Annotated in this window: 10 protein-coding genes; 7 read left to right on the forward strand and 3 right to left on the reverse strand. The window is 55.1% G+C overall.

Annotation, left to right across the window (positions count from 1 at the left end; all coding sequences use genetic code 11):
* Positions 1 to 202: 202 nt before the first annotated feature.
* Positions 203 to 1,123 (reverse strand): DUF72 domain-containing protein, encoded by a 921-nt coding sequence (locus AB4Z33_RS04200; protein ID WP_442048712.1) that lies wholly within the window; start codon positions 1,121 to 1,123, stop codon positions 203 to 205.
* 268 nt (positions 1,124 to 1,391) lie between these two features.
* On the opposite strand from AB4Z33_RS04200, the gene AB4Z33_RS04205 reads away from it, so the two are divergent.
* The 7 genes from AB4Z33_RS04205 (at position 1,392) to AB4Z33_RS04235 (ending at position 8,456) form a co-directional block, all read left to right on the forward strand.
* Complete coding sequence (locus tag AB4Z33_RS04205; RefSeq protein WP_442048713.1) at positions 1,392 to 1,886, forward strand: MarR family transcriptional regulator; 495 nt, start codon at positions 1,392 to 1,394, stop codon at positions 1,884 to 1,886.
* Positions 1,879 to 2,811 carry a formylglycine-generating enzyme family protein gene (locus AB4Z33_RS04210; protein WP_442048714.1) on the forward strand — a complete coding sequence of 311 codons (933 nt, stop codon included), beginning with the start codon at positions 1,879 to 1,881 and terminating at the stop codon, positions 2,809 to 2,811. The genes AB4Z33_RS04205 and AB4Z33_RS04210 overlap by 8 nt, the downstream gene beginning before the upstream one ends.
* A gap of 30 nt (positions 2,812 to 2,841) precedes the next feature.
* Positions 2,842 to 3,885 carry an ABC transporter substrate-binding protein gene (locus AB4Z33_RS04215; RefSeq protein WP_442048715.1) on the forward strand — a complete coding sequence of 348 codons (1,044 nt, stop codon included), beginning with the start codon at positions 2,842 to 2,844 and terminating at the stop codon, positions 3,883 to 3,885.
* Positions 3,886 to 3,889: 4 nt separating this feature from the next.
* Positions 3,890 to 4,678 carry an ABC transporter ATP-binding protein gene (locus AB4Z33_RS04220; protein WP_442048716.1) on the forward strand — a complete coding sequence of 263 codons (789 nt, stop codon included), beginning with the start codon at positions 3,890 to 3,892 and terminating at the stop codon, positions 4,676 to 4,678.
* Between the two features lie 27 nt (positions 4,679 to 4,705).
* Complete coding sequence (locus tag AB4Z33_RS04225; protein WP_337100177.1) at positions 4,706 to 5,491, forward strand: ABC transporter permease; 786 nt, start codon at positions 4,706 to 4,708, stop codon at positions 5,489 to 5,491.
* Positions 5,492 to 5,536: 45 nt separating this feature from the next.
* On the forward strand, positions 5,537 to 7,807 hold the full coding sequence (locus tag AB4Z33_RS04230) for a sulfatase-like hydrolase/transferase (RefSeq protein ID WP_442048717.1): 2,271 nt from the start codon (positions 5,537 to 5,539) through the stop codon (positions 7,805 to 7,807).
* Positions 7,808 to 7,919: 112 nt separating this feature from the next.
* On the forward strand, positions 7,920 to 8,456 hold the full coding sequence (locus tag AB4Z33_RS04235) for a superoxide dismutase family protein (protein ID WP_442048718.1): 537 nt from the start codon (positions 7,920 to 7,922) through the stop codon (positions 8,454 to 8,456).
* Between the two features lie 79 nt (positions 8,457 to 8,535).
* Here the strand turns inward: AB4Z33_RS04235 and AB4Z33_RS04240 are convergent, their stop codons facing one another.
* Positions 8,536 to 11,736: a fibronectin type III domain-containing protein gene (locus tag AB4Z33_RS04240; RefSeq protein WP_442048719.1), complete on the reverse strand. Its 3,201-nt coding sequence runs from the start codon at positions 11,734 to 11,736 to the stop codon at positions 8,536 to 8,538.
* A 205-nt stretch (positions 11,737 to 11,941) separates the two neighbouring features.
* Positions 11,942 to 14,590 carry an NPCBM/NEW2 domain-containing protein gene (locus tag AB4Z33_RS04245; protein WP_442048720.1) on the reverse strand — a complete coding sequence of 883 codons (2,649 nt, stop codon included), beginning with the start codon at positions 14,588 to 14,590 and terminating at the stop codon, positions 11,942 to 11,944.
* Between the last annotated feature and the right edge of the window lie 16 nt (positions 14,591 to 14,606).

The following is a 14,606-nucleotide window of genomic DNA, read 5'->3' on the forward strand; positions in this document are numbered from 1 at the left end:
GCGCGATTAGCGTCCTTTTGGGCAACTATTTGTCTGACCATGACAAAAAAGCTTTGAATAGCTCCATTTCGGGAAGCTATTCAAAGCTTTTTTCGCACAATGCTATTTTAAGCCGATTTAGTTGCCTGAAAGAACACTATTCGGCCTCATTACGCATACAACGTCCGATTAGTTGCCCAAAAAGACACTACGGCTTCCGCCATCACGAATTATTCAAGTCGAATAAATCTAATTGCTCTAGAGCAGGCAACTCCCGCTCCTTCGGTTCGAGCGGATCGCCGCCGTCGGGACGGCGCTGGCCCAGCATCGCCATGAGCTGCTTGGCGTTGTCGGCGGCATCCCCGCCGGAATTGTTGTTGAAGATAACGCTAACGTGACGGCTGCCCTGCTCTAACAGAAGAAGTCGCTCCGCCCACTCCGTAAGCTCGGCCTCGTTATAGCAATACAAATATCTCACGTCCMGCCAATTCGGCGCGTTGCTCTGCTTCCAGCCGGACGCGTTGCGCCCGTGCATCCGCACAATCGTCACTTCTTCATCCGTCGTCTCAAGGACGGTCGGCACCGAGCCCGGATGCACCTGCGGCTCATCGCAAACGCTGTGAATCCATTGCTCCTTCTGCATGAATTCAATCGTCTTAGCACGCATCTCCGGCGCGAACCAGCTTTGATGGCGGAACTCAAGCGCGCAAGGAATGCCCTCCATCCGACGCTTCGCTTCACGAAGCAGCTGTACGTTCTCGCGCGTGCAATCGAACCACGGCGGATACTGGAACAGCGCTGCCCTTAATCGCCCAGCCTCAATCGCCGGCTCCAGCATATGGCGGAACGCGCCGAACATGCCGTCCTGCAGCGCCCCGTTCTTGGCGACGGCTGCTGCCGCACCCGCTCCGCGCAGATGCCCCGTCATCCCTTGATACGCCTTCACCACGAAGCGAAGCGTCTCCGGAGTATCGGTCACCCACTTGGCGAACCGCTCCCTAGGCTGAATCGCGTAGAAGGTACTATCCACCTCGACGACCGAAAAATGCTTCGCATACACGCCCAGCTTCTCATTGACTCTCGTGCCGGACTTGTACAGCCGATCCTGATCGCCCCAGCCGGCCAGTCCGATTTCAATCGGCATTCCCTTCACCTCAACCGTTTTTTCTTTTCCCTTTACTATAAATGGAAATAAGGACGCAATCAAATTTCTAATTCCCCACTTTACAGGTAGGAATTATTATGATATTTTATTTTTACATCAAAATAAATTTGGAAACAGGAACGCCTACTGGACCACCAATGGCTTCCGAACAGATATCGGTATGAGGCTTGCTTGCGCACAAAGCGCTGCTTCCTATACCCGATGCGTTCGGAAGCCTTTTTTGTTGGGCTTTTCTGGAGGAGGGACAATGACCGCTAAGCTACCGTTGGACATAGAACTGGACGAGACATTCCGCAAAATGATCCGAAAATTCGTTGTCGAGCGCGATAAGGTACTCATTAACGACGAAATATCGCCGCCTCAGCTTGTCGTACTATCGAAGCTGTACATGGAAGGACCGCAAAAGGCGGGGGCACTATCCGAAGCGCTCGACTTCTCGCCGGGAGCGACGACCGCGCTATGCGACAAGCTCGTAGACGGCGGATACGTCTTCCGAACCCGGCCCGACAGCGATCGTCGCGTTATGATGCTGCAGTTAACCGATCGAGGAATACAGTTCATTGAGCGATTGCATGGCAGCAAATCAGACTCGAGAGGCATCTTGTTCCAAACCTTCTCGGAAGACGAGAAACTACTGATGCTCGATTTTTGCAAAAGGGTCGTCGGGCAGCTGCATGGCTATTCCGATGTGCTCATGAAGGAATTCAATGAAATTTTTAAGGAAGAGACCGTCCATGAGTGAGCAGCTTCAGCCATCTTGTTGCTCGGCTAAGCGGGACGTTGTCACCCCCTTGCCCAAGAAACTGTCCGTATCCGCCGCAGCGACGATTGCCTCACCTGCCCGCAAGCCTGAAACGTCGCAATCGATGATTTATTTGGCAGGCGGCAGCTTCCTGATGGGAACGGACAGCAAGGAAGGTTTTCCCGCCGATGCCGAAGGACCTGTCCGCGAAGTGACGGTTAAACCGTTCTACATCGATGCAATGACAGTAACGAACGAGCAATACGCGGCGTTCACGGACACCACAGGGTATGTCACGGAAGCAGAGCAATACGGCTGGTCGTTCGTCTTCCATCTATTCGTATCGAAGACAACGGCAGCGAAGGTAGACGCGGCCGTGCCAGGAGCGACTTGGTGGTGGAAGGTCGACGGGGCCGATTGGCGCCATCCGGAGGGACCCGATTCGGATATCGAATCGCGGCAAGACCATCCCGCCGTTCATCTTTCTTGGAATGACGCGGCTGCCTATTGCGAATGGGCTGGCAAACGCCTTCCCACCGAAGAAGAATGGGAATACGCCGCCCGCGGCGGGCTGGAGCAGAAGCGGTACCCATGGGGCGACGAGCTTACCCCTGGAGGCGAACATCGCTGCAACATTTGGCAGGGGCAATTCCCGGTCAACAATACGGCCGAGGATGGTTATGGGAGCACTGCACCTGCCAGCTCCTACATGCCGAACGGTTACGGCCTCTACAATATGTCGGGCAACGTCTGGGAATGGTGCTCGAATTGGTTCGATGCAGGCAAGCAGCAGAAAGCGGTTCGCGGTGGTTCCTATCTCTGCCACGAATCGTATTGCAACCGGTACAGAGTCGCGGCGAGAACGTCTAATACGCCTGACAGCTCGACGGGGCATATGGGCTTCCGCTGCGTGCGGGATAGCTAATTTTTATATAACAAATAAACGGAGTGATCGATGATGAAACCATTTAACCGATTCAAATGGAAACAAACGGCCGCAGCCATCCTATTGGCTTCCATAACGCTCTTAGCAGCAGCTTGCGGCAATAATGCCAATTCGGCAAGCGGCGATGCCGCGGACGGCAAACCGGTCAAAGTGCGCTTCGCGCTTGACACGGCGGCAGGCGGCTCGCTGCAATTCCGGGTTGCCGAGGAGCAAGGCCTCTTCGACAAATACGGCATCGACGCCGAAATAGCCAACTTCGCTTACGGCATCGATACAATCAACGCCATGCTCGTAGAACGATCGGACACGGGAACGGCCGCCGATTACGCCCTCCTCAACTCGCTCAGCAAAGGCGACTTCAAGGTCGTAAGCACGCTGACCCGCGAGACCGAGAATCAAGCTGCAGCTACCGTGCTAATCGCCAAGGGCGACGATATTAACGAGCCGAAGGACTTGGTCGGCAAGAAGCTCGGCGTGGCCAAAGGTACGGTATACGAGTACATTTGGTACAAATTTCTAGAAAACGAAGGGATCAATCCCGATGATATCAAGTTCGTTCCGTACAGCACGCCGGACGAAGCGCTTATCGGGGTACAGAAAGGACAGATCGACGCCGTATGGGCAGCAAGCATCTTCATCGACAAGTTCCTTGCGCTCGACGGTGCCAAGAAGATCGCAGACCTCTCTTCAGCCGAAGCGAACATCTCGTCCTACTTCGTTCTTCAAACCAAATTTATCGAGGAGCATCCGGAAGCGGTCGAAAACATTTTAAAAGCGGTATCCGAAGCTATTGGTTACGTTGAAGGCCACAAAGAAGAAACGGCCGAGCTCGCATTTAAGGAGCTAAAGCTGCCTAAGGAAGGCGTCTTGAAAGATTTGGAGCAGCTCACCTATACGATCGGATTTACGCAGGAGGATTTCGCCCATTTGGAGGAAATGAAGCAGTTCATCAAAGACAAAGGCATCCTACAGCAGGATTTCGACCTAAAAACAAAGTTGTCCCTGGAGCCGCTTAAGCAAGCATTCCCTGACTCCGTTACCTACAAACCGTGAGAGGATGATCACCGTGCAGCCATTAAGACAGTCAGAAGCGATTCATATCGAGAACCTGCGCAAATCGTTCCATGCTCCCGTCGCCAACAAGGAGCCGCATTATATTATCAAAGACATCAATCTGACGATCAAGGGCGGCGAGTTCTTCATTCTGCTCGGCCCGAGCGGCTGCGGCAAGTCGACGCTGCTTAATCTGATTGCCGGCTTCATCGGCAAGACGGAAGGAAAGATCGCGCTGGGCGGCAAGGAAATCCAACGCCCCGGCAGCGAGCGGGCGATGGTGTTCCAGCAAGCCGACGCCTCGCTTTTCCCTTGGCTTACGGTGCGCGAGAACGTCGAGTTCGGCCTGAAAATGAAAAAGATCAAGAAGGCTGAACGCCATGAAATCTCGAGCCGGTATATCGAGCTCGTCGGACTCGGCGGCCATGCCGACAAATTCCCGAAGGAGCTCTCCGGCGGCATGAAGCAGCGCGTGCAGCTCGCAAGGGTGCTGGCGAATGATCCCGCGATCCTGCTCATGGACGAACCGTTCGGCGCTCTCGATGCGATGACGCGGCGCACGATGCAGAAGGAATTAATCCGCATCTGGAGACAGACGAACAAGACGGTTATTTTCGTCACGCACGACATTCAGGAGGCGATTCTGCTCGGCCAGCGAGTCGGCGTCATGTCCGTCGGTCCTTCCTCCCAGATTACCGACCTGCACGATATCCCGCTTGAATACCCGAGAGATCTGTCCGACCCGAAGGTGCTGGAGCTGCTCGGCACGATTCAAAATCATTTTGACGAATAACGTTCTTCCCCAAGGAGCTGCATGAAGATGACAATATTCAAACAACTGCTGAAGCTGGGCATTCTGCCATGGCTCGGAGCGCTGCTTATTTGGCAGCTGGCGGCGATGGCCTCCAATCCTGATTTTTTACCCGGGCCGTATCGTACGCTGAAGGCGGCCGTCGAGCTTTCACAAGACGGCTCGCTGTTCACTTATATCGCCTACAGCTTCTACCGCGTGCTCGTTGGATGGCTGCTCGGCAGTCTGATCGCGATTCCGATCGGCTTGCTGATGGGACGAATTCGAGGCATTCGCGCCGTTACCGAACCGATCTTGAACTTCATCCGATTCATACCGCCGCTCGCGTTCATTACGCTGTTCATGCTTTGGTTCGGCATCGGCGAGCAGTCCAAAATCATTCTGATCATGTACGGCACGATATTTACCGTTATCCTGAACACCTTGACCGGCGTGATGGCGATTGAAGAGGATAAAATCCGCTCCGCCCGAAGCATGGGCGCATCGGAGACGCAGATCATGTTCCATGTCGTCATTCCAGCAACTATCCCTTATATCTTCACGGGCGTCCGCCTCGCGATGAGCACTTCCTACATGGCTATTATTGGCGCCGAAATGGTTGCGGCGAACGAAGGCGTCGGCTTCCTTATCTGGAATTCGCGCCTGTACTTCAAGACCGACTGGATCTTCGTCGGCTTGATCATCCTTGGCCTAATGGGCTTCCTGACCGACCGTTTGCTCGGCTTGACCGGCCGGAAACTTCTCGGCCGCTACGGCATCGTGAATACGGGCGGCTCCCGCGTTCGCCAATTCTAATCCATACGTAAATACGCTCGTACTATCCTTTAGGAGGAATCTATTATGTCTAACTGGAAAAAAGAAAAATTCCAAGGCCGCATCAGCGCAGCCGTCGAAGACTCCGTCCCCCATTGGCCGCAGCCCGCGAAGCCGCAAGACGGAGCTCCCAATATCGTCGTCATCTTGCTTGACGATCTTGGCTTCGCCCATCTTGGCTCATACGGCTCCGACATTGCGACGCCGCACATCGACGCGTTGGCTCAAGGCGGCCTCCGATACAACAACTTCCATACGACAGCTGTCTGCTCCCCGACGAGAGCGGCGTTGCTGACCGGGCGTAACCCGCACGCGACCGGCGTCTCCTTCGTATCCGGCTTCGACAGCGGCTTCCCGAACACGCGCGGCAAAGTAAGCAAAGAAACGGCGCTTCTGAGCGAAATATTAGTTGAAGAAGGCTACAATACGTTCGCCGTGGGCAAATGGCATCTCGTTCCGGCAGCCGAGCATTCCGCCGCCGGACCGTTCGACAATTGGCCGCTCGGACGCGGCTTCGAGCGCTACTACGGTTTCCTGGAAGGCGCTACGAGCCAATGGAACCCGGATCTGGTCGAGGATAACCGTCCCGTCCAGCAGCCGAAGACCGTCGAAGAAGGTTATCATTTGACCGAGGATTTAACCGATCGCGCGATTCAGTACATCCGGGACCAGAAGTCGGCCGCTCCGGATAAACCGTTCTTCGCTTACGTCGCGTACGGCGCGACTCACGCCCCACATCATGCGCCTAAGGCGTATGTCGACAAGTACAAAGGCAAATACGACAAGGGCTGGGACGTTGCCCGTACGGAATGGTTCGAGCGCCAGAAGTCGCTTGGCATTATTCCGCAGGATGCGGTATTGCCGCCGCGCAATCCAGGCGTGAAGGCATGGGCCGATCTAACGGCCGACGAACAGAAGCTGTTCGCGCGTCAACAAGAAGCGTTCGCCGGCTTCCTCGAGCATACGGATGAGCATATCGGCCGGCTTGTCGATTTCTTGAAGGAAATCGAACAGCTCGACAATACGCTGCTCGTGCTGCTCTCCGACAACGGCGCATGCGCCATGGGCGGCGACGAAGGAACCGTTCATAGTTGGGCGGAAGGATTCGGACTAAAGGAATCGTTCGAGGAGAAGCTCCAGCGGATCGACGAGATCGGCACCCATCTCGCTAACAACCACTACCCGGCAGGCTGGGCGCAAGTAGGCAACACGCCGCTGAAATGGTACAAATCATTCGTCCATGCCGGCGGCGTGCAGGACCCGCTCATCATCCATTATCCGAACGTCATCAAGAAAGGCGGCACGGTTCGCAGCCAATTCCACTTCGTGACGGACATCGTGCCTACCGTGCTGGAACTGCTCGGCATCGAAGCGCCGGATACGTACAAAGGCGTAAGCCAGCAGCCGATTCACGGCACCAGTCTAGCTTACACGTTCGAGGATGCGGACGGCCCGTCGCGCAAGCCTGCCCAATATTTCGAAATGATCGGCAACCGCGGCATTTGGAAGGATGGCTGGAAGGCTGTCGCTATCCATAAGCCGAATACGCCATTTGCCCAAGATGAATGGGAGCTGTACCATGTCGCCGAGGATTTCACCGAATCGCGCAATTTAGCTGCCGAGCAGCCGGAAAGACTGCGCGAGCTTGTCGACCTATGGTGGGCGGAAGCCGGCCGCAACGGCGTGCTGCCGCTTGACGGCCGCTCGATTATCGCGAAGGTAAGAAGCATCGAGTCCGCTCGTCCGGCTAAGCAAGATGTCGTATCGCGCACGTTCTATCCAACATCATTCGGATTGCCGTTCGCCAAGGCGCCTGATATTCGCAATAAGCCTTTCGAAATCAACGCCAGCTTGGATCGTTCCAGCACCCGGGACGAGGGCGTAATCGTCGCCCAAGGCGGCCGCTTCGGAGGTTACTCGCTATATGTGCAGCATAATCGGCTAACGTTCTTCTACAATCATTCCTACGGTGTCCAGTATGTCGTTACTTCGGACTCCGAGCTGCCTGCCGGCGCCGTTACTGTGACGTTCCGGTTCGCCAAAACTGGCGACAATGTAGGTGTCGCGACACTGTATGCGAATGGCACCAAAATCGGCGAAGGCCATGTTGGACATACGGGCTATCTCGGCTTCTCGAACGAGCAATTCCACGTCGGCGAGAACAACCCGACACCGGTCAGCCCGACCTATGCGTCGCCGTTCCGCTTCAGCGGTAAGCTGAACAACGTCGTATATACGCTTGGCGGCTATTCCGCCGACCTGGAATCGCTTCTTGCCGTAGAGCTCGCTACAGAATAATAACTAGGTTCGGCCCCATGAATAGTTTCCATATTTATACACATACTAGAGATGCTCTGCTTAATCAAGCAGTTGCAAATCATGATCCATATGTGGAGGGAAAAGATTCACGATGAAAATTTTCGCGATTACGACGGCACTGCTGCTCCTGCTTCAAACGCAAACGTTCGGAGCCGTATCTGCACATGAAGGCAATGAGGCGCACGGCGCTTCGATAACGATCGTAAATGCCGACAATCAGGCGATCGGCAAAGCGACGCTGACTCAGAAAGACGATAAGGTGCTCATCCACCTTGAAGCAGAGAAGCTTTCGCCGGGCAAGCATGGCATCCACATTCATGCGGTCGGCAAATGCGATGCTCCGGACTTCAAGACGGCGGGCGACCATTTCAACCCGACGCAAAAGCAGCATGGCTTCAATAATCCGAAGGGCTTCCATGGAGGCGACCTACCGAATATCGAAGTCGGCGCGGACGGCAAAGTGACCGCCGATCTAGAGACTGCYGTTGTCACCCTCAAGCAGGGACAACCGAATTCGATCATTAAGGCCGACGGCGCAGCGCTTGTTATCCATGAGAAAGCGGATGACTATGTAACCGATCCATCTGGCAATTCCGGCGCTCGGATTGCTTGCGGCGTCGTGAAGTAATTGTAGGTTTACAGCAAAAAAAAGCATATCCCCCTGCCGCCACGGCTAGGGGGATATGCTTTTTATATGCCTTTAAAGCCTATTGAATCGGAGCCAGATGCGCACCATCAATGACCGAGTACGTGGAGCTGCCCGGCGTTTTCCAGCCTACCGCCACATGGTCGCCGCCGCTCTCTTCCTTATGCAGCACTTCTACATAGTAGCGTTGCCCTGCCGTTAGCGTAATTTGGCCGGATTGCTGGTTCGTGTAGGATGTAAAGCTCAGCTCGCCCACCCAATCTACGACTTCGCCGATCTGTACTTTATTGCCCGCCGTATTGTCGGTGCTTAAGTAAAGCACGCTGTTGTTGTCGCCCGCGATCGAGAACTGATAGGTTCCCGTTACTGTCGGCACGATATAGCCGCGGATACGCGTACCGTAATTGTCGCCCCAGTTCGAAGGCGCCTGGAAGCTCGTTAGCGAGGACGTGCCAGATGGCGTTGTCGATACCGGAATGCTGCCGATCGTCGGTCCCGTTATATTCGTCCAGTATTCTCGCGTTATCGATCCTGTCGACGTCTGACCGCCCGATGCGCTAGTCGTTACGTTAACGGAACTGCTTGCAGCCGATACGTTGCCCGCCGCATCCTTCGCTTTTACCGTGAAGCTATAGGCTGTGCTTGCCGACAGCCCTGTTACCGTGTAAGTCGTAGCTCCTGTCGTCGTACCTGCAAGCGAAGATCCATTGTAAATCTCGTAACCTGTCACACCTACATTATCCGTCGATGCCGTCCACGAAAGGCTTACACTCGATGCCGTTGTTGACGTCGATGTTAAACCTGTCGGTGCTGTAGGAGCCTGCGTGTCGCCTGCAGGCGCATTCGTCGTCACGTTAAGCGCGGAGCTTGCCGCCGATACGTTGCCCGCCGCATCCTTCGCTTTCACTGTAAAGTTGTATGCCGTGCTAGGCGAGAGCCCTGTTGCCGAAAAGGTCGTAGCCCCCGTCGTTGTGCCGGCCAATGTCGTACCTCTATAAATCTCGTAACCCGTTACGCCTACGTTATCCGTGGATGCCGTCCACGATAAGTCTGCGCTTGTCGAGGTCTTAGCCGGTGAAGTTAATCCGGTTGGAGCCGTCGGTGCCTGCGTATCTCCGCCGCCACCGCCGCTTGATGCCGTGTTCACGAAGCATGATTTATATTGCCCCGGTGCCGGGTCGCCGAACGTATTGTTGGAGCACATAACGCCGTTCGTGTACGTGCCGTAATTGAAGCTGCTGCCCGCTCCGTAGCGGACTTCCTTCGTGCCGGTGAAGCTGCACATATTGTTCTCGCCCGCGCACAGCTCCCAATTTGCAACCGGCGTCTGGTCTGTTGTAACGCTTAGCGCGCTGCTCGCTGATGACATATTGCCGGATGTATCCTTCGCCTTCACGGTGAAGCTGTATGCCGTGTTCGGAGTCAGACCCGTCACGGTATACGAAGTCGAGCTGCCGCCGATCGTCGTACCGGCAAGACCGCCGTTCGCGTAAACCTCATAACCTGCGATGCCGACATTATCAGTAGAAGCGTTCCACGTAAGCGTTACGCTAGTGTTCGTCTTCGCAGGCGATGTCAGATTAGCAGGAGTGGATGGTGCCGTCGTATCCGGCGGCCCGGCTACAACCGTAATCGTCTGCTCCTTCACATGCGCTCTGCCGCCGTTATCCCAAACGCCGAGAATAACTTGATACGTACCCGGCTTCTGATACGTGAATGTCGGGCTGACCGTCGTAACCGGCAGACCCTCGCCCAGATCCCATAAATGCTCGACGATCGTACCATTGTCCGTGGACGTGTTCGTGAACGTCACCGACTGACCGAGTTGAACCGTCATTGGCGCCGTGAAGTTCGCTACCGGCTTCGGATCGCTGAAGCCGCGGCTCGTAAGCTGCGTATTCGTGCCATTGCCGCTGACCGTATTGCCGCTCCACTCGAGATCCGCCGCCGAGGACGGATATTGATCGATGGAAGGACCGCCGTTGCCCGTAATCGTATTGTTCACGAAGCTGAGACGATCCGTTCCGCCTGCCGTCGTAATCTCAATCGCTTTTCGCCCATTGTTAATGATTTGGTTGCTGTCGAATGTAATGTTCTTCGTATTGCCGTGGATACGAACCGCATTCCCGTCATAGCCCTGATAGGCTGCCGAAGGATGCCCGATCGGTCCGTTCTCCCATACGTTTTTATAAAAATATTGGAACTGCTCCGTTTGTCCCGTTCCTTCGCCCTGCAGCTGCATCCCCCACATGACGATGTTTTTGACGGTGTTGTAGTTCCAGAGCTGATAGCCCGTGCCCGGCGATTGCTGCATGCCGACCTGCTGACCGCCGTCGACGAGGTTGTTGCTCGTTACGCCGTGGTCAACCATGACTTCCAGCCCCATGTTGCCTACCGTTCCGTCCGTTGCCTTCACGATATTGTTGCGTACCGCGATATAAGAGGAACGTACCGCGCTGATCCAGTGATCGACGTTATTGTTCTCGATTATGGAGTTGTCTACGTTCGTATGAAGCTCGATGCCGAGACCTTCCATCTTTTTGCCTGTACCGGTAACGGTGTTGCCGCGGACGATCGCCCCCGGACTATTGTCGTTTACGAAAATACCGCCGCGACCTGTAAGATGAATAACGTTGTTCTCGATCAACGCATTGTCCGATCCCCAGCCGACGCGAACTCCGCCGCCCCAGTCGGAGTTGACGCCGATATTCGTGACGATATTGCCCGAAATGGTCAGATTATCCGTATTGACGCCGTATAGGGCGAATGGACCGAAGCCCGATGACGTGCCTATATCCTTCACTTTGAGATTCAACATTTTGTTGCCGCTGCCGTTTTCCGAAACGACTACGGACTGCGGGACCGTGCTATTGTTCGCGTCCAGCGTCATGTTGGACACTTCCGCGCCGGTCAGATTGTACATGGAGAAGAAGGTTAGCGCCGAAGACGAATTGAATTTAATGATCGACGTATCGCGGTTCGCACCCGTTATTTTCACGCCAGACTTGCCGTTAACCGTACTCGTTAAGTAAAACGTGCCTGCAGGAATAAGGACGGTATCGCCGCTCGATGCAGCGTCGACGGCGGCTTGTATGGCGGCGCTGTCGGACACCGTGTCGTTGCCGGCGGCTCCATAAGAAGTGATATCGAGCGTTGCGGCGAATACGGCCGGTACTGGCAAGATCGGCAGCAGCATAGACAATGCGCACAAGGCGCTGAATATGCGCGTCTTCATCCTCGGTCGCTTGCTTAATTTGGTCATTAGTAATCCCTCGCTTCAATTAAATTGGATTTGTTACAGAATGGTTTCTGTCTTTATCCCCGTCATGATGCGATTACCCCTTGGTATATCTGCATGACATGTCCGTAAGCCTCACCTCCTCAACTTATATCCCACCGATTATCCGGCAAACGTCAGGCCGCTCGATCAACGGGCGGCCCGTTCGCTTCAAGTAACTGATTCCTGCTTACTCCGCTTGAAATAGGATCCGGGCATCGCCCCAATCCGCGTGATCCCAATCCGTTCCGTTGCCGCCGTTCGTGACGACGAGCTTCAACTGCTGCGCACCGCTAATATCGACATCGATATCGATCGTATCCGAATTCGCATCCATGACGCCGCTGTCGTAAGCAAGTACCCCGTCCAACCATACCTCGAAGGAGACAGAACCGTTGCCGTACGTCTCGTCGTCGACCCCGACGCTTGCTTGGAACTTCTCATACGCACCGCCTACCGTGTATACAATCTCAGAAGCGGCATGCGTTCCAAAACCTTTCGCATAGACTACGCCGTTCAACGTTATCGGCCGGCCATCCGAAGACTTATCGAGCTGGATGTTGCCCCAGCCTGCCGTACCGGAATCCCAAGCATAATCGCTCAAATTAACAGCCGATGTCGGCGCGTTCATTGTGACCGATGCCGGTGCGCTCGAATCCGAGCGATTGCCGGCTGCGTCCCTCGCCTTCACGGTGAAGCTGCTCGTCGTGCCCGGCAGCAGCCCTTTAGCCGTATACGAAGTTGCAGCTGCTCCTGAGGTTGTACCGATTAGGCTGTCATTACGGTATATTTCATAGCCCGTTACAACCTTGTTATCGGAGGATGCCGACCAAGAGAGAACAGCACTTGTTTCGCTCGCTGCAGCGGCCGTCAGGTTCTCAGGCGCTGTAGGCGGTGACGAGTCAGGTGCCTCCGTCGTAATGGAAAGCGCCGAGCTTGCTCCCGATACATTACCCGCCGCATCTCTAGAACGTACAGTCACGCTATACGTCGTTAATGGCGCTAGACCTGTCACCGTGTACGATGTTTCACCCGGTTCCGTCGTACCTTGCAATACTCCATCCACGTATACGTCATAACCGACGACACCCACATTATCGGATGCCGCTTGCCAGCTCAGCTCTGCCGTCTCATCGGTCTGCGACGGTGATGCCAGGCCTGTCGGCACGGCCGGTGCTTGGCGATCCGGCATTCCCGGCCTAACGAGCAAGCTCTTCTCCTTCAGGTGGGAGCGCCCTTCGTTATCCCATACGACCAGCGTTACGCGGTAAATACCCGCTTTATCATACACATAGGTCGGCGAGACGGCTGTGCTTGGCAGACCGTCGCCGAAGTCCCATAGACGGTGGGCGATCGTACCGTCGCTGTCGAACGAGCTGTCAGTGAACTTTACGGGTTCTCCTACGCGGATGAGAACCGGAGCAGAGAAGTCGGCCGCCGGCTTCTTATTTTGGAAGCCGCGCGACTGCGGCTGCACATTGCTGCCGTTGCGGAGCACGATATTGCCGGACCATTCCAGATGCTCGGCCGCAGCAGGATACGGATCCATCGTTATCCCTTTATTTCCCGTAATGAGGTTATTCGTGAAGCTCAGCCGATCAACGCCTGCGGCACCGGTTATTTCAATCGCTTTGCGGCCGTTACCCGCAATCAGATTGCTGTCGAACGTTAAGTTCTGCGAGCTTCCGTGAATCCGGACGCCGTTGCCGTCATAACCGGGATAATTCGCTTTCGGATTGCCCTCTTGCGTATTAATGAAGCTGTTCTTATAGAAGTATTGGAACTGCTCGTTCTGTCCGGAGCCTTCTCCTTGGAGCTGCATGCCCCACATGACCATGTCCTTCACGATGTTGTAGCCCCAATATTGATGCCCCGTTCCCGGCGACTGCTGAATCCCGACCTGCTGCCCGCCGTTCACGAGGTTATCGGTCGTAATCGCATCGTCCGCCATAATCTCCAGGCCGATGTTGCCGACTCGGCCGTCCTTCGGCTGAATGATATTGCGCCTAACCGCAATCTTGCTGGAGCGGACCGCGCTGATCCAGAAGTCGACTTGGTTGTCTTCAATAATGGAATTGTCCACGTTTGTATGCAATTCAATGGCGAGACCATGCTCCTTCAGCCCGGAACCCGTAATCTTATTGCTGCGCACGACGGCCCACGGACTGTTGTCGTTCACGAGAATACCGCCGCGTCCCGTATCGGCAATGACATTACCTTCAATCGTGGCATGCGAAGAGCCCCATCCGGCACGTATGCCAGCGCCCCAAATGGAAGCGATTCCAATATTGGTGATGTGATTGCCTGAAATCGTTACGTACGGCGAGTTATCAACGAACAGCGCATGCGGGCCGAATCCTTCGGTGGCGGTAAAGTCCTTCACCCGAAGGTTCTTCATGCTGTTGTCGCTGCCGCCCGACACCGCGACGGCCGACATCGCAATTAAGCTGCTATTGCCGTCGAGCGTCAAATCCGATACGGAAGCGTTCGTTACATTTTGCAAATAGATCATGTATGTATCCGACTCTGAGGTGAACTTCACAATCGACTGATTCTGCTTCGCGCCCTTAATAGCAACCCCTGACTTGCCATATACCGTGCCTGACAAATAATAGGTACCTTTAGGAATGAGAACCGTGTCTCCTGGCGATGCGGCATCGACGGCTGCTTGTATGGCTGCCTTGTCGTCCAACGTATCCGTGCCGTTCGCGCCGTACTCGGCGATGGACCTTGCCGTTCCCGCAGAGCCTGGCGATGCTTGTACTCCCGGCAGCGGTCCTGCCGCCAACAGCAGCGACAGCGACAACAATAGGCTGACCCGCGCTCGTTTGGATTTCATMACTACTATCTCTCCC

The sequence above is a fragment of the Paenibacillus sp. 2TAB19 genome, from assembly GCF_052115185.1.
Taxonomy (GTDB): Bacteria; Bacillota; Bacilli; order Paenibacillales; family Paenibacillaceae; genus Pristimantibacillus.